Genomic DNA, 16,715 nt, shown 5'->3' on the forward strand with positions numbered 1-16,715 from the left:
CTACGAGTGGCGAGGACAGCCGTTATGCGGCCGGAGGCTGGAAAGGTCTTTTTGTTGGCTTTGGTTCTGGCTTGGCTACTGGGACAATTAACGCATGACGAAACTGCAGACCGAGTGACGGATGCGATATTAAGCGCCACGGCCGTGTCAAATAATCTCCTTGGGATTGCGTTAGATCTAAATTCGGCTAACGCTACATTTAGCCATCAAGGCGCATCATTAACGAATGGACAATCTTCAAGAGTTGGTATAACCTACCAGCAATATATTACGTAAAAATAGTTGATTGCTTTCTATTCACTACAAGGATCGAAGATATGGTGTTTAAATTTTTGAATTTTCCATCCCTATCTCTCGGGGCTATTGTGATTTTTTTATATACACATGCGTGACGGTAGCGGTGACGGTGAGTGCTGGTTTTGGTCAGGGCGCCCTTGCCGTCTTAGGTCTATTTCCCCTTTTGGCCATTGTCTGGTATTCAGCGTTTATTATGGAATCAGATCTTGTTATCGATGATACTGGCATTTCCAAGGTATTTAAGGGTAAGACGCTCCAGTCGCTTGACTGGGAAAACATTAAATCATTTAAGAATTTAACCATTGTGGCGCCCGGTGGAAAGGTGAGCAGATTTTTTCATGTACACCCAATAAAAAAATCAAAGATTCACATCTTAAGCGGCGGGAGAGTGGTCTTCTCTAGTCGTATGTACAATTTTGAAGAATTTGTGAAATTAATAAACGGATATATTAAATTTTATAGAATAAGAGTTGACGTGGTTAATAATGGAGAATGCATTTCACGTAATGAAATATTTGTCTATAATTTGATATGACGCGGGTATATTGAATTACATTCAGAGGCAACATGACTTGCATGGGACACCGCGCCTTCCGACAGGGTGGGTACGATCCGCGCTCAGGCGGGGGCCTGCGCTGCGACCTGTTTGAAGTAGGCTGGCGGGCCCACTCTCTCCATGCGTCGGAAGGTGCTTAGCTTTTCCGATCCATGCTTGATGGGACCGGTAATGAATGGCATCCGACGACTCGGCGTCTGGATGCCACCCCTCCGATCTCATAGGGGCCGGGCATTCGCTTTCTGCCGCCTTATCCAACCATCAGGACATGCAGCCATGGGCAACACACAAACAGCACAAGGCATTGCGCAGATCCGTTCGGCACACGATGTGCCTACCACGCTCCGACGTCTGGAAGACATCTTCAAGGCCCATGGCCTCACCGTATTCGCGCGGATCGACTTCAGCGGCGATGCCACGCGTGCGGGACTGTCGATGCGGCAGGAAGAGATGCTCATCTTCGGCAACCCCAAGGCCGGCACTCCCCTATTGCAGGCATCGCCCTCGGTCGGCCTGGATCTCCCGCTCAAAGCCCTGGTCTGGCAGGACGAGCAGGATGCGGTGTGGATCGCCTATAACGACGCTGCTTATGTGCTCCAGCGGCATGGCCTATCCTCTTCCCTCGCAGCCAACATCGCAGGCGCAGCAGCGCTGTTGGCGCAGGCAGCCCAGTAAAAGTCACCCGCCTGAGCTTGGAGCGGCGCGCTGCCCATGTAGTGGGGCTGGTGCTGCGCCGGATACGGCGCGCCCGTATTCGCTGACCGTTTTCGTCTTGAGCTTCACGTTCAACGGAGCCAGTTTGACCGACCGCTTCCTCTCACTGTCGATGACTTGCCTGGTCACCTTCCGTATTCATGGCACTCTCGAGGCAGTACGCCCTCCAGTGGAACGCCCAGTTGTGCATAGGCATCCAGCACATCGGCCAGTCGCTGGCGCCGCTCATGCAGCGACAATGGAGATGCTTCGTCGCGCATCAGTTGGATGGTCCATTCGTAAAGCTTCTCGCGTTCAGCGCACAGCCGCGCCTGCCACCACGACCGTGCCGGCCGGTGCACGGTACGCCCTTCTCTCTCGTCGGTCTCAACTTGCGCGAGCACCATCTCGTAAGCGCCGCGATACCACTCCCTCTTGCCGGCAGCAGCCCGTGGCACCGTGATCGGCTGCATCGCGTTCCATTCGCGCAGCAGGCGATGCAGCGCCGTCTCGCGTGCCTGTGCCTGCTTGCGGGAATCGAACTCGACCAGCACGCTGCGCGAAAGGTCGAAGAACTCGTAGTAGCGGTGTGAGAACGCGAGCGCCCGCGCGAACGGATCGTGCGAGATCCCGACCTTGAGGATGTCCTCATAGGCCAGGGGCAGCACGTAGAGGTAGCAGATGCTCACCGCCGGTCCGGCTTCATGCGTCCCGCGAGATGGGCCAGGAGGCGTGCGCCACCGGTGCGGTCCTTACGCGGAAGGCCGCGCTGATCCGCGCCGGCTGTTCGCGCCGGGTCTTCGGGATGCCGTGCTCGTGGGTGAGCTGGGAGGCATGGCTCATGCACAGCAGGCTGCCTGGCGCGAGGTCGACCGCGAGCGTCTCGCGACGGCCGCCGATGGCACGGATCAGCATGCGGCGGGTCGACCCCAGCGACACCAGCGTGATCGGTTGGCCGACCGCCAATGAGTGCAACTTGTCGTGATGCATCGCCACGCTGTCGCGGCCATCGCGGTAGAAGTTCATGCCGACATGGCTGTACGGCGCGGGCACGAACGCTTGCACGCGCGCCAGCATGTCGGCCAAAGGCAGCGTGTCGGGCAGCGCGTCGAGTGGGTAAGCGGCGAGCAGTCGCGGCACGTCGACGACGCGGTCGTACATGGGGCGCTGCAGCGAAGACCACTCGGCATTCGCCCGTAGGCGTTCGAACCACAACGTGGCCGTGCCCATGTCGACAAAACGTGGCCAATAGCGGATGCCGCCTTCGGCATCCGATACCAGTGGCTGCATGGATGGCGCGAACAGGTCGTCCGTCAGGGCGGAGAGCGCGCGCATGGTCAGTGGAAATCACGCGAAGTGGTGCGCAGCTCGCCGAGCAGCTGACTCAGGTCGTGCAGGTCCCAGGCGATGAGATGCCGTACTCCGTCCACCTGCTCCCAGCGCCCGCGCACGAGCATCAGGCGCGCGCCCACCAGGGTCTTGCGCCGGCGCAGTGCCACGTCCGGCCAGACCACGATATTGACCATGCCGTGCTCGTCTTCCAGCGTGACGAAGACCGTGCCTTTGGCGGTGCCCGGGCGCTGCCGCTGGGTAACGATACCTGCCACCTGGACGATGCGGCCGTGTGGCAAGCCACGTAGCTGATTGGAATCGAGCACGCGCTGCTGGCGAAGCCGATGGCGCAACAGCGAAAGCGGATGCGCCTGCAGAGTCAGACCGGTGATGCGGTAGTCCGACAGCACATCCTCGCCCGTTGTCGGTGCGGACAAGATCACTTCGTCCTCGTCAGGGCTGCCTGGCAACAGCGGGCGACGCTGCTCGATGCCGGCCACCGCCCAGCGTGCTGCATGACGGTGCCCGGCCAGCGTCTGCAGCGCACCCGCCTCCGCCAGTACCCGGCGTGCCTTCTCGTCCAGTCCGGCGCGCTGGCACAGATCGCGCACATCGCGGAATGCTCCTTGCGCACGCGCCGCGACAATCGCCTGCGCCATCGTCTCCGACAGTCCTGCCACCTGCCGCATGCCCAGCCGCAACGCGGGCTGCCCATCGTCGTCCATGCCTTGTCGCGCGTGGCCGCCTTCCAGCGTGTTGTCCCAGGCGCTGCGGGTCACGTCGACCGGACGGATCTCCACGGGAGGTCGCGCCCCTGCGCTGCGGCGCGCGTCCTGCACGATCTGGCTGGGCGAGTAGAAACCCATCGGTTGCGCGTTGAGCAGTGCACACGCGAACGCGGCCGGCTCGTGCCGCTTCAGCCAGCAGCTGATGTAGACCAGCTTGGCAAACGAGGCCGCGTGCGACTGCGGGAAACCATAGGAACCGAAGCCCTTGATCTGCTCGAAGATCTGATCGATGAAGGCGGACGAATAGCCCTTGCCCTCCATCAGTTGACGGATACGCACGCGATGGGGCTCCATGTCGCCACCGTGCCCCCAGGCCGCCATCGAACGGCGCAGGCCATCGGCCTCTTCCGCCGAGTAGCCGGCGTGGATCACCAGCTCCATCACCTGTTCCTGGAACAGCGGCACGCCCAGGGTGGGCTTGAGGATGTCCTCGATCTCCGTGGAGGGGTATACCACCGGCTCCTTGCCTTGCCGGCGTCGCAAGTAGGGATGCACCATGCCGCCCTGGATCGGGCCGGGCCGCACGATGGCGACCTCGACCACCAGGTCGTAGAAGGTCTTTGGCTTCAGGCGCGGCAGCATGCTCATCTGCGCGCGCGATTCGATCTGGAACACGCCGATGGTGTCGGCGGCCTGGATCAGCGCGTAAGTCGCCGGATCGCCAGGCGGCAGCCGTGCCAGGTCGATGCGGTAGCCGCGATGCCGCTCGACCAGCTCGACTGCCTTGCGGATGCAGGTCAGCATGCCGAGCGCCAGGCAGTCGACCTTGAGCAGGCGCATCGTCTCCAGGTCGTCCTTGTCCCACTGGATGATGGTGCGCTCGGCCATTGCCGCGTTCTCCACCGGCACCACGGTCGACAGCGACGCATCGCTGATGATGAAGCCGCCCACGTGCTGCGACAGGTGCCGCGGATGACCGCGCAGTTGGGCCGTCACCGCCAGCACGCGCGCAATCAGCGGATTGTCCGGATCGAAGCCGGCATCGCGCAGGCGCTGCTCCATCGGTGTCTCACCGTTGCCCCAGCCATAGCATTCGGCGAGCAGTCCCAACTGGTCCGGCGGCAACCCGAAGGCCCTGGCAACGTCACGCACCGCGCTCTTGCCGCGGTAGCGAATCACGGTTGCAGCCAGCGCCGCACGCGCACGGCCGTACTTCGCATAGACGTACTGCAACACTTCCTCGCGCCGTTCGTGCTCGAAATCCACGTCGATGTCGGGCGGCTCGTTGCGCGCGCGCGACAGGAAGCGCGCCATCAGCAATCGGCTCTCGGCGGGGTTGACCACCGTGATGCCCAACGCATAGCACACCGCCGAATTGGCGGAGGAGCCGCGGCCCTGGCACAGGATGGCGCGCGAGCGGGCGAAGCGAACGATGTCCTCGACGGTGAGGAAGAACGCCTCGTACTTGAGTTCCGCGATCAGCGCCAGTTCGTCCTCGATCTGTGCCGCGACCGCGGGCGGCGCGCCTTCCGGCCAGCGCGCGCGCAGGCCCGCTTCGGTCAGGGCGCGCAGCCAGCTCGTCGGCGTGTGGCCGTCAGGCACCAGCTCGGCTGGATAGGCATAGCGCACCTCGTCCATGCGGAAGGTGCAACGTCGCGCCAGCTTCACGGCCGCATCGAGCAAGGCGTGTGGATAGATGTTGCACAGCGCACGCCGCGTGCGCAGATGGCGCTCGCCGTTGCGGAACAGATGCTCGCCGCAGTCCGCCAGCGACGTGTTGTGGCGAATCGCGGTCATCGTGTCCTGCAGTACGCGTCGGCGTCGCACGTCCATGTGCACGTCGCCGGCAGCCACCGGCGTCATGGCCAGCCGCGATGCCAGGCCGAGCAACTGGCGCAGGCGCGCGGCATCGTCCTGTTCGCGGTGCAGCTCCACGGCAAGGTGAGCGCGCTCGCCCAGCTGTTCCTGCAGCCAGCGTCCCTGCGCCTCGTCAGGTTCCGCCGCCGGCAGCCATAGCGCGAATAACCCGCAGCCGGCCCCGTCCTTCGGATTTGCCGCCAGGACACTCGCCACGTTCTCGCGCGTCAGCTGGTACTCGCCCTTGCGCGCCGCACGCCGCGCGAGGGTGATCAGCTCGCACAGTCGGGTGTAGCCGGCCAGCGTCTCGACCAGCAGCACGAAGCGGAGCCCGCAAGCCAGCGTGAACTCGCTGCCGACAATCAGCGTGAGTCCGGTGGCGCGTGCGGCCTCCAGCCCACGCACGATGCCGGCCAGCGAACACTCGTCGGTGATCGCCAGCGCCTCGTAGCCGCATTGCGTTGCGCGCGAAAACAGTTCTTCCGCGTTGGCCGCGCCACGCAGGAACGAGAAATCCGACAGGCAGTGCAATTCCGCGTAGGCCGGGAAGCTGTCCGCCTGCACATCGTCGTTGGCCGCCGTCCGATGCAGCCGCTGCGCCACCGTCCACGCGCGCGGTGGGCGGCCACCCGGCGTATCGGGTGCCACACCGTTCACCAGCTCGTCCCCGCTCACGCAAACCACCCGTGCAGCATCCAGCCGCCCTGCTCGCCCGGCGGTGCGAACGCCCAGGCCCGCTGCCCCTGCGAAGTCTCCAGGATGTAGTAGTCGCGGCGCGCCTCGTCGCCGTCCCACCAGCCGCTTTCCAGGCGTTCCGGGCCCGCAACGATGCGCAGGCGCGCATCGCGCAGCGGAATGGGCTTGGGTAGCAGCCATAGCGGCCGCGACGGGCGGACCGGCGCCTGGCCGATGCATGCCGCCGCTCCTTCCACGCGTCGCCAGGCGCGCTCCGGGCGCGGGTCGCTGGTCGGTGCCACACGGTGCACGGCCGTGTCGCCAAGGCGGGCACGCAGGCGCTCGCGCAGTTGCGGCCACGGCAGTGCCTGGTGCGTGCGCACCTCGAAGAGATCCCGTGTCGCCGGCACGAACGGCGGCAGTTCCCGCGCGAGCAGCCGCATCGCCACCACGGGGCGGCCGAGCTGCACCCGCTCCAGCCGACCGCGGGTCAGCTCGAACAGCATCGCCGGCTCGCGTTCGGCGGCCAGCAGGCCGACCTCCACGTCGGTGTGCGTTCCCTCGTGCTCCAACCGCAGTACGAAGCGCTGCACGCCACCGTCCCGGATCGACAGGCAGGTGCACAGGTCGCCGATCATCCGGCGCAGCGGGAACAGCAGCGCGGTGTGGCTCTCCACCTCACACTCCAGCTCGATCCGGCTGTCGAAGCGGTCGGGTGGCGCGTAGTAAGCCAGCGGATCATCCGCATTGCCGTACAACCGATCGAGGTGCTGGAGCAGGAGCAGGCCGAATCGGCGGCGCACACTATCGGCGGGCAGCGCCCGCACGGCGCGCAGCTCGCGCAGGCCCATCCGATGAAGCCGCTCGCCCGCGTCATCGGGCAAGAGCGCACGACGCACCGGCACGCGATCCAGCAAGTCATGCAGGGCGGCGGGATCGACAACCGCCAATCCATCGCGGAGGCCGGCCAGCACGCGCGCAGCACGTGGCGTCGGTGCCATGGCGATGCGATGCGTGAAACCCAGCGCGCCGAGTTCCTCGCGCAATCGCGCCTCGATCCGCGGCCAGGGTCCGAGCAGGCCGAAGCTCGCGCGCACCTCCAGCACGATGCAGCCCGGCCACTGCGCACTGACCTGCGAACTGTGGCGATAGGCCCAGGCGGCGAGGAATCGTTGCCAGCATGCCTCGGCCTGCGGATCGTAGTCGACCATCGCGACATCAGGCAGCAAGGCGTGGGCCGCAGTCAGACGCATGCCCGCGCGCAGGCCGGCCGCGGCCGCGGCCGGATTGACCGCGTGCAGCGTACGCAGCTGTGCCGGCCCACCGATCAGCGCCAGCGGCGCGGAAGGATCAGGCAGACGGCGAAGGACAGCGTCCAGCGCCAGCTGCGGCAACAGTATGCAGGCCCACAACATGCGCGCGCCTCACCACGCCCCCGCGGCGAAGGCCTGCGCCGGCACCGGGCCGCCGCGGCACTTGCGCACATGCCAGGCACCGGTGCGCTGACCGTCGCGGCTGTATTCCAGGCGCAGTGCCGCAGGCGACGGGTTGTCCGCATGCGAGCGATCGCGCAGTGCGAAGCCCACGCAGCCACCGCTGTCGGCCGCCACCTGCAGGCGGCGCAGCGCCGCGGCGTCGGCCTGCAGCGGCCAGCCGACGACCGCTGCACAAGCGCCACTGCGCAGGCATTGCTCGAACGCCCATAGCGCATCGCGCGGTGTCGCATCGATCACTTCCAGTTGCAGCAGGTCCACACCGGCGGCCTGCCAAGCCGGGGCATAGGGCAGATACGGCGGCGCGACCAGGACGACTGTGGCGCCGGCCCGGGTGAAGCGCGCCAGCGTGGGCAGCAGCAGCGACAGCTCGCCGACGCCGTCGGCCGGCAGCAGCAACTCGGTGAGCGCGCGCCGCGGCCACCCGCGTTGCGGCAACAGCACGTCGAGATTCGCATGGCCGGTAGACTCGCCACCCGCGGTGCCGGCCGTGGCGCGACCGGCATGCCACAGGGTCTGCGTGGCCAACAGGGATTCGAGCGCGGCAATACCCGCCATGTCAGCCCCGACGCACCAGGCCGCAGTAGATGCCTTCGATCGCGAAGTCCTGGCTGGGCGAGACCACGATGGGTGCATAGGCCGGGTTGCGCGGCAACAGCCGGATACCGTCGCGCTTGCGCTGCAGGCGCTTGATCGTCATTTCGCCATCGACGCGGGCGACGACGACCTGCCCGTCCCGGGCTTCCGGCGTGCGGTGCACGCCGACGAGGTCGCCATCGAAGATGCCATCGTCGATCATCGAATCACCCTGCACCCGAAGCAGGTAATCCGGGCGACGGGCGAACAGGCGTCCATCCAGCCAGAGTTCCTGGTCTTGGCCGAGGTCCGGTCCGATCGGGGCACCCGCGGCGACGCGGCCCAGGATCGGCAGTGCCACCACGTCCGGCCGCCCCGCCCCAGGCAGGCGGATACCGCGCTTCTGATTCGGCACCAGCTCGATCAATCCGGCTTCGGCCAGCGCCAGCACGTGTTTCTGCGCGGCGTTGCGCGAGGCGAATCCGAACGTTTCGGCGATCTCCGCGAGGCTGGGCGGCTGCCCGGCAGCGATCCGGCGCTGGATAAAGGCGAGGATCTGATGGCGTCTGGAGGGTTCGGGGGACATGGTGTACATTTGTACACCTCGCCGTGACGAATTGCGAGTCCCCTTCCGCCCACGTCCACCTCATTCCACGTCGACACCGGATGGTTACGGTATCCCGTTGACCTCCTTGATCCCGAGGTGGCGCTGTCGGACAAGAACGGATGACAGCTCGCCAGGCTGTTCCGCAAAAGGTATCCGTCCGTCCCGATTCTCTTCGTGACCGGACATGCGAATGCTCGTCCAGGATGGGTGACTTGGATGGGTGACTTGGCGTTTGGACGTCCATCCCATCGCCTGGCAAACGGCAGGCGCCCTATAACCAATGGCTATATGAACGACCCGAATCTTCATGCCATCCGGTCTTTAAACCGATTCAAAGATGCGATTACATCGACATCCAGCCCGGCACCTCGCGACGTGACGCGAGGCAAGCCGGCAGGCCGCCAGGAACGGCTCCCTCCCCTCTTCCTGGCATGGGGTCATGCATTGCCAATCCCAGCCTGCACCCTGCGCATGGATGCGCCGGGCGGCCCCCACGTCCCGTCCCCTCGAGAGAAATCAGCCCTTGAATCGCTCCAGCCTTCCCCGACTTCGTCTTGGCGCCCTTGCCGTGGCCACCCTGCTCGCGCTCAATGCCGCGCCCGTACTGGGCCAGTCCACCACCGGCAGCATCTTCGGCCAGGTGCCCGATGCCCGCGGCGACAGCGTCCTGATCAAGAGCAGCACCGGCATCAGCCGCACCGTGACGGTGGACAGCCATGGCCATTACAACGCGACGGAACTCCCCCTGGGCACCTATGCGGTGTCGCTGCTGCGTGGCGGCAACGTCGTGGACACGCGCAATGACATTTCACTGCGCGTGGGTGCAGGCACCGATGTTTCGTTCGAGGCGGCCAAGAACCTCGGCGCGGTCAACGTCACGGCCAATGCCACGCCCGCCATCGACGTGACCACCGTGGACTCGCGCACCGTCATCACATCGCAGGAACTGGCCAGCCTGCCGCTGGCCCGTTCGGCCGAGGCCATCGCCCTGCTGGCGCCCGGCGTGGTCAACAACAGCGGCGGCTACACCGGCCCCACCGGCCAGTCGCTGGCGACCTTCGGCGGCTCGTCGGCCAGCGAGAACGCGTATTACATCAACGGCTTCAACACCACCGAACCGCAACGCGGGCTGGGCGGCCTCACCCTGCCCTACGGCGCCATCGAACAACAGGAGATCTATACCGGCGGCTATAGCGCGCAGTACGGGCGGTCGGACGGCGGCGTGATCAACGTGGTCGGCAAGCGCGGCACCGACGAGTGGCATTTCGGCGCGCAGGTGCTGTGGCAGCCGGAGTTCGCCCAGGCCAATGGCACCAACACCTACTACACCAACGGCCTGCCCGCCTCGCCCATCGCCGGCAGCCTGTACGACCCGAACAGCAAGAACCGCGAATGGACCACCACCTACGACGCCTACCTCGGCGGCCCGTTGATCAAGGACAAGCTGTTCCTGTTCCTGGCCGCCGAAGCATCGAGGCAGGAAGGCGACACGGTGAACAACGTGAGCAGCGCCTCGCCCTACGTGAGCTACCACTACGATCTGCCGAAGTGGTACGCCAAGCTGGACTGGAACCTCACCGACAGCAACATCCTGGAAGTGACCGCCGCGTCCAACAAGGACGAGACCTCCGGCAGCATCTACAACTACGACTACAGCACGCTGGCGCGCGGCAGCTTCATCAACGACGCGGACAACACCAAGACCGGCGGCAACCTGTACACCGCCAAGTTCACCAGCTACGTCACCGACGACCTCACCTTTTCGGCGCTGTACGGCAAGATGAACCTGGCCAACTACGACGTGCCGGGCAACTACGACAGCGACCTCACCTACGTCACCGGCACGCAGAACCAGAACCCGGCCTACCTCGGCGGTGGATCGCCCATCGGCAACAGCCAGGTCACTTCCTCGCTGTACAACCCGAACCGCCACGACACCACCAATAACCTGCGCATCGACCTGAGCTACCAGTTGGGCCCGCATACGCTGTCGGTCGGCATCGACAACCAAAACTCGCGCGCCATCGACCAGGGCAGCCAGACCTCCGGGCCCGGCTATTACTGGGACTACGCCTACACCACGACACCCACCGTCGCGCTGATCCCCAATCTCGGCGTGGGCGCGCCGGCCAATTACCCGGGCGGTGCGTCGGGCTATTACGCCATCAAGTATGTCGACAGCTCCATCGCCAGCGTGCGCTCGGCACAGCGCGCGCAGTACATCGAGGACAAGTGGCAGCTCAACGACCGCTGGCTGCTCTCGCTGGGCCTGCGCAACGACCAGTTCACCGACTACAACGCCGATGGCCAGCCCTACATCCGCCAGCGCAGCGCGCAATGGGCGCCGCGCCTGGGCTTCAGCTGGGACGTGAACGGCGATGCCAGCTTCAAGGTCTACGGCAACGCCGGCCGCTACTACCTGGGGCTACCGCTCAATCCCGCGTTGAACGCCGCGGGCGCCTATGTGGCGACCCAGCAATACTTCACCTACAGCGGCATCGCCGCCGACGGAACGCCCACCGGCGTCACCGCGTTCTCCAATCCGGTGTCGCCCAACAACACCTACGGCGTGCTGCCCGACCCGAAGACGGTGACGGCGCAGAACATCAAGTCGGAGTACCAGGACGAATTCATCCTCGGCTTCAACAAGACCCTCGGCGAGGCGTGGACCTACGGTGCCAAGCTCACCCGGCGCGTGCTGCGCAACGGCATCGACGACTACTGCGACGTGGCCACCATCGAGGCCAAGGCCGCGGCGCTGGGCTACGACGTCAGCGCCACCAACAGCTGCTATCTGATCAACCCGGGGCGCGCCAATACCTTCACCGTGGTGGATACCAGCGGCGCCTATCGCAGCGTCACGCTGTCCAATGCCGAGTTCGGCTTCCCGCAGCTCAAGCGCCAGTACGACGCACTGGAAACCTTCCTGGAGCATCCGTTCGACGGCCACTGGTACGGCAAGATCGACTACGTGCTCTCGCACAGCTACGGCGACACCGAGGGCCAACTGCGCTCGGACATCCAGCAGACCGCGGCGTCCACCAGCATCGACTGGGATTTCCCGGAACTGATGTCCTACAGCAACGGCGCGCAGAGCAACGACCACAGGCACCAGATCAAGCTGTTCGGCTACTACCAGTTCACGCCGGAATGGCTGGTGTCGGGCAACCTGTCGCTGGTGTCGGGCAACCCGCGCAACTGCCTGGGCTTCTACGGCCCGAACCAGACCGACCCGGACGGCTACGGCAGCTATTACCACTGGTGCGGCGGCCAGCCCTCGCCGCCGGGTACGCACCGCCTGCCGTGGAACAAGCAGGTGGACGTGGGGGTCACGTATCGCCCGGCCTTCGCCGACCACAAGCTCAGCCTGTCGCTGAGCGTGTTCAACCTGTTCAATTCGCAGGCCATACTCAACGCCTATCCGTACTACCAGATTTCGCCGAACACCCCTGACCCGCTGTATGGTTCGGCCGTGGTACGCCAGCAGCCCCGCTTCGCACGCCTGAGCGCCACCTATGATTTCTGACGCCACCACCCGCAAGGCCATTCCCATGCGCTTCCCAAGCTTGCTCCGCCAGGCGACGCTGGCGTTCTCCTTCGTACTGCTGGCTCCGGTGCTGGCCCACGCGGCCGACGAACAAGCGCCCGCCACCGTCGCCGAGGCACTCAAGGAAGCCGCGCAGCAGCATCGTCCGGTCCTGGTCGATTTCTCCGCGGTGTGGTGCTACTCCTGCTACTACATGGCCAGTCACGTGCTGACCGGGCCGGAATGGAATGCGGTGAAGCACAAAGCCATCGTGGTGGAATCCGATGCCGATTCGCCTGATGCGCAACTCTGGATGAAGAAGCTCAACATCAGCTTCCTGCCCAGCTACGTGGTGCTCGATGCCAACGGCAACGAGCTTGGCCGCATCGCGGCAGAACAGCCGCGCGACAAGTTCTACGCACGCATCGACGCCATCCTTGCGCACGGCGATACGCTGCAGGACTTCGAGAAGCAGGCCAGGCAGGGTTCCGTCGATGACGTCGCCAACGCACTGGAGGCTTACCAGGCCCGCAACGACGGCGTGGCAGGCCTGGGCTGGTTCGCCAGCCTGCCGGCCGCCACGCAAAAAGCCGCGCGCAAGCAGCCCCGCGTCACGCTGGCGCTCGACCAGCTCACCCTGCTCAAGGCAAGCGACGCCAACAACGACCCGGCCGTGATACGCAGCGCGCAGAAAGTGCTGGCGCAGAATATCGGCTGCCAGCGTCCCTATGTGCTGGACAACCTGCTCGAAGCCAGCGCCAAGCTCCCCGAGGCCAGGCGCAAGGCGCTGTTGGCACCGCAGCGCGCGGCACTGGACGATTACGTCAACACCCAGGTGCTGGTCCCTTCACCCGCCTGCGCCGACCAGCGCAGCGCCGTGCTCACCAGCGCCGACGTCGACAAGCTGCTGGGCGACAGCGCCGCCGAAAAGGCCGTGCTCGACCGCGCCATCGCACTCACCCGCCAGCACCTCGGCACCAACCTCGCCAGCGATCGCAACCAGGCCGACAACCTGCGTGCCTATCTCGTTCGCGCCGGACGCAAGGACGAACTGGATGCCGTGCAGCGGCAGCTGATCGCCGCCTATCCCGACGATTACGTCTACGCCTACCGCTATGGCCGCAGCCTGCTGGATGGCGGCAACCCGGCGGAAGCGCTGCCCTATTTGAACAAGGCGGCGGACAAGTCCTACGGTGCCAACCGCCTGGCCGTAACCTTGCAGCAGGTACGCGCGCTCAAGGCACTGCACAAGGATGCCGAGGCCAGGAAGCTCGCCAGCGACGTGCTGGCTGCCAACGGCCCGTGGTACCCGAGGCAGGCAGCCGCACTGAAGGCGGAGCTCCAGTCGTAACGTGATGCCAACGGACAGCCACGTCGCATAGGCGTTTTCTCGTCTCCGCATGGGAGAGAAAGCGCCTTGGTCGTGGAAGCACCGGCCTCAGTTCTTGGGTGCGCGTAAGGCTGGCGCCAGGACCTTGAGTTCAGTCCATGACTGAGGCGTTCTCTCCGTCCATGCCGCCCCGCCCTTGTTCCAGGAGTCCGTTCAAAATCTTCTTTCCAACGTGCGGAAGAGGGCGTCGGGCCTTGCTAGCAGTGCGAAGTCCGTGACAGCCGTTGCGCCGATCTTGTTCTTGCACAGTACCCGCTTCCGAAGATCGACCATTCCGCGCAGAAACGCGCCGACGCCCGATTTTTCACGCAAAGTGCGCCTGCTGCCGACGTTGTCGCTCAACTTTCCGCGGGAGCCGGATTGAAGAAGATTTCCCGCACCTCGGCCACGCCAGGAATCACCTTGGCGCCTTTGCGCACCCACGCCAGCACGTCGTCCAGACTCTCGGTTTCCAGTATCGAAAGACCTCCCACGAACTCTTTCGCCTCCGCATACGGTCCATCGGTGACGACCACTTCACCGTCGGGCTGCGATCGGATTGTTACGGCCTTCGGGCTCAGGCCGCACGCGAACTTCCTGACGCCAGCCGCAATCATTTCCCGATTGAGCGCGTGGATGGCATCGATGGTCTCTTTGGTGACAAGCGACGGATCGAAGTCATCGGGAATGTAGGTAGAGATCAGATATTGCGGCATTTTCGTCTCCTGACAGGGCATCGACCGGACGGGTAACCAACCTTTGCCATAGCGACGAACGGCGCGGCCGGAATTCGACAAGCTGCCCGGAAAAATCTCGGCTATTTCGCATCAAAACGTGGATCGGCTGCCCAGCCATCTTTCCGATTGGCCATTGGGCTTCTCTGTCGCCTCTGGCGCCTTCAGGATTTCCCGTCGGCTCCTTGCAAGATTTCCGAACCGGGCGGTTGGATCTCACGCCCGGGACCTGCTCCGGAGAAGGCGCCTCGTCGCCGCTTCAAGCCACGTTTTGGACGCCGGTCTTCGTTGCGACCGGAAGAGCGTACTGCGCCGCCTCTTCCAGCAAACCGGTCACGGCATCGACATGCGGGCATTCGGACAAGTCGAGCGGGTTCGGGGCCAGCAACCCGGGGAGGCACAGGACAATGATGCGAGCCCCGGGCATGCGCTGGTGCAGTCTCGCGGCAAGCGCATCCACGCGCTCGCGCATCGCCTCGGTTCCGGTATCGACCAGATAGATCAACGCGACCGCACCGGGGGTGAGATCCGGGTGCGGCTCGTCGTCGAAGTTCTGCAGATCGTCGATTGCCAGATGGCGCGCATCGACACGCAATCCGCGCAACACGCGCGTCAGCAACTCCGTGGTCAGGTCGTCGTAAGCTGTTCCCATCCCCATGCAAATCGCGATCGAACCGGCGGGCACCGCCAGCGAGCCCTGCCAGCGCCCATGCGTCTCCTCGCGGCGTTGCCGGAGCTGGCGCCCGATATTCGCCTCGTTGAGGACACCCGGGCGACGCCGGCGCCATGACCGCGTCCGCCCTTCCCCGCTCAGCGTCTCGATCACCGCCACGATGGTTTCGCGCAGGATCCTCAGCTGCTCGGCGCGAATCACCCCGCGTTCGAGGTCCATGCGACCGAACTGCAGGGCCGGCAGCACGATGGCGTCGCAGTAGGCACCGAAGGTTCTGCTCCTGAGATAGCGGCGTGCCTCGTCCAGGATTTCCTGGGCGTCGCCGGAAAGCGCCCTCTGGTAGAGCCGCTGCGGCATCGTCAACGCAGGCGCGTCGCCCAGCAGGATGGTCAACAGATCCAGGGCTTTCACGTGCCGGCCTGCCGCCACCAGGCACAAGGTCAATGGCGTGGACATCACCAGACCGATCGGCCCCCACAACCAGCTCCAGAAAATCGCGGCGACCACCACCGCCAGCGGCGACAGTCCCGTGGTGTGTCCGTAGAGCAGCGGCTCGATCACTTGCGACACGATCAGTTCCACGACGGCGAACAGGATCGCCGTCATCGCCACCAGCGACCAGCCCGGCACCACGGCGGCGGCAAACAGCACCGTCAATCCGGCCACCAGCCACACGCCCACATAAGGCACAAACCGGAATATCGCCGCCAGCGCCCCCCAAAGCAGCGCATTGGGCAAGCCGATCCACCACAGGCCGGCCCCGATCGCCACGCCGACGGCCGTATTCACCGAGAACGTCGATATGAAGAAGCGGGAAAGGCGCTCCGCCGCATCGTTGATCGCCATGGTGGTGGCGCGCAGGTCGGCGCCCCCGGCCAGGCGGATGAAGCGGTCGCGCAAGGATTCGTGTTCCAGCAGGACGAACGCCAGAACCACCAGCACGATGCCGCCCGTCTGCAACGGCACCCATGCCACCGTCAGCAGGTGCGAAAGCATGGTCAGCGACGTACCCGGAATGGCGGCCGATGCATCGGAAGGGACGACCGCTGGACTGGGGACTGTCGCGACGGCAGCAGTCTGCTCCGGTCCGGCAGGCAAGGTCGCCGGCTCGATGACGCGGCCCAATTCGCCTTGCATGCTTTCGAAACGGTCTACCGTCAGGCCACGCAGGGTTTGCAACTTGGCGTGGATGGTGGACTGATACTGCGGCAGGCTTCGCGCCAGGTGCGTCGCCTGCGAACCGAGCACGAGAGCCATCCCGAGCGTGATGCCCAAGGTGACGAGCACCACCAGAAGGACGGAGAGGCCATGCCCGAGCCCAAGCCTCAAGCCAAGCCGCACCCAGGGGTTCAGCAGCGCGCCGAGAAACAAGGCAAGCATCACGGGAACCAGCACTTCGCGCCCGAAGTACAGCAGAGCAAGCATCGCGGCGGTGGCCAGTATCCCCATCGCCTGCAACCTGGGTGCGGCAACCTCGTTCGTTGACATCTTTACCCCTTTGGCCGGACACCGAGAGCAGCTTAGCCTCCGCCAGCGCCGTTTGCTTCAATCGCGCCTTTACGTCCCCCCGGTTCCCAGACACGGCGCAGCGCATCGTCT

Annotated in this window: 13 protein-coding genes; 4 read left to right on the forward strand and 9 right to left on the reverse strand. The window is 64.9% G+C overall.

From position 1 onward, the window contains the following. Window positions 1-388: 388 nt before the first annotated feature. Both ISP25_RS04325 and ISP25_RS04330 read left to right on the forward strand, forming a co-directional pair. Window positions 389-832: a hypothetical protein gene (locus tag ISP25_RS04325; RefSeq protein ID WP_404611931.1), complete on the forward strand. Its 444-nt coding sequence runs from the start codon at window positions 389-391 to the stop codon at window positions 830-832. 297 nt (window positions 833-1,129) lie between these two features. Next, complete coding sequence (locus ISP25_RS04330) at window positions 1,130-1,528, forward strand: DUF302 domain-containing protein (RefSeq protein WP_404611933.1); 399 nt, start codon at window positions 1,130-1,132, stop codon at window positions 1,526-1,528. 164 nt (window positions 1,529-1,692) lie between these two features. On the opposite strand, the gene ISP25_RS04335 is transcribed toward ISP25_RS04330, so the two are convergent. The 6 genes from ISP25_RS04335 to lexA are packed head-to-tail and all read right to left on the reverse strand — an operon-like array spanning window position 1,693 to window position 8,793. Beyond that, window positions 1,693-2,235, reverse strand: a complete 543-nt coding sequence (locus ISP25_RS04335; protein WP_404611935.1) for a GIY-YIG nuclease family protein — start codon at window positions 2,233-2,235, stop codon at window positions 1,693-1,695. A 13-nt stretch (window positions 2,236-2,248) separates the two neighbouring features. Continuing rightward, a complete protein-coding gene (locus ISP25_RS04340) occupies window positions 2,249-2,881 on the reverse strand; it encodes an alpha-ketoglutarate-dependent dioxygenase AlkB (protein ID WP_404611937.1) in 633 nt (210 codons plus the stop codon). A 2-nt stretch (window positions 2,882-2,883) separates the two neighbouring features. After that, the gene (locus tag ISP25_RS04345) at window positions 2,884-6,138 is read right to left on the reverse strand and encodes an error-prone DNA polymerase (protein ID WP_404611939.1); all 3,255 of its coding nucleotides are present in this window, start codon (window positions 6,136-6,138) and stop codon (window positions 2,884-2,886) included. After that, on the reverse strand, window positions 6,135-7,553 hold the full coding sequence (locus ISP25_RS04350) for a Y-family DNA polymerase (protein ID WP_404611941.1): 1,419 nt from the start codon (window positions 7,551-7,553) through the stop codon (window positions 6,135-6,137). Before ISP25_RS04350 ends, ISP25_RS04345 begins: the two co-directional genes overlap by 4 nt. Before the next feature lie 9 nt (window positions 7,554-7,562). Further along, complete coding sequence (gene imuA, locus ISP25_RS04355) at window positions 7,563-8,189, reverse strand: translesion DNA synthesis-associated protein ImuA (RefSeq protein WP_404611943.1); 627 nt, start codon at window positions 8,187-8,189, stop codon at window positions 7,563-7,565. A 1-nt stretch (window position 8,190) separates the two neighbouring features. Further along, window positions 8,191-8,793, reverse strand: a complete 603-nt coding sequence (gene lexA / locus ISP25_RS04360) for a transcriptional repressor LexA (protein ID WP_404611945.1) — start codon at window positions 8,791-8,793, stop codon at window positions 8,191-8,193. A 496-nt stretch (window positions 8,794-9,289) separates the two neighbouring features. Here lexA and ISP25_RS04365 point away from each other — a divergent pair, with 496 nt between their 5' ends. Together ISP25_RS04365 and ISP25_RS04370 are read left to right on the forward strand one after the other, a co-directional pair. Further along, window positions 9,290-12,340 carry a TonB-dependent receptor gene (locus tag ISP25_RS04365; protein WP_404612084.1) on the forward strand — a complete coding sequence of 1,017 codons (3,051 nt, stop codon included), beginning with the start codon at window positions 9,290-9,292 and terminating at the stop codon, window positions 12,338-12,340. Further along, complete coding sequence (locus ISP25_RS04370) at window positions 12,330-13,691, forward strand: thioredoxin family protein (protein ID WP_404611947.1); 1,362 nt, start codon at window positions 12,330-12,332, stop codon at window positions 13,689-13,691. Before ISP25_RS04365 ends, ISP25_RS04370 begins: the two co-directional genes overlap by 11 nt. A 192-nt stretch (window positions 13,692-13,883) precedes the next feature. Here ISP25_RS04370 and ISP25_RS04375 read toward each other — a convergent pair whose 3' ends face one another. The 3 genes from ISP25_RS04375 to ISP25_RS04385 form a co-directional block, all read right to left on the reverse strand. Continuing rightward, window positions 13,884-14,072, reverse strand: a complete 189-nt coding sequence (locus ISP25_RS04375; protein ID WP_404611949.1) for a hypothetical protein — start codon at window positions 14,070-14,072, stop codon at window positions 13,884-13,886. Continuing rightward, entirely contained in the window at window positions 14,069-14,425 is a 357-nt protein-coding gene (locus tag ISP25_RS04380) for a YciI family protein (RefSeq protein WP_192157296.1), read from the reverse strand. The genes ISP25_RS04375 and ISP25_RS04380 overlap by 4 nt, the downstream gene beginning before the upstream one ends. 277 nt (window positions 14,426-14,702) lie before the next feature. Beyond that, window positions 14,703-16,604, reverse strand: coding sequence for an AI-2E family transporter (locus ISP25_RS04385; protein WP_404611951.1), 1,902 nt, complete (start codon window positions 16,602-16,604; stop codon window positions 14,703-14,705). Window positions 16,605-16,715: the final 111 nt, after the last annotated feature.

Source organism: Rhodanobacter hydrolyticus, from assembly GCF_044904645.1.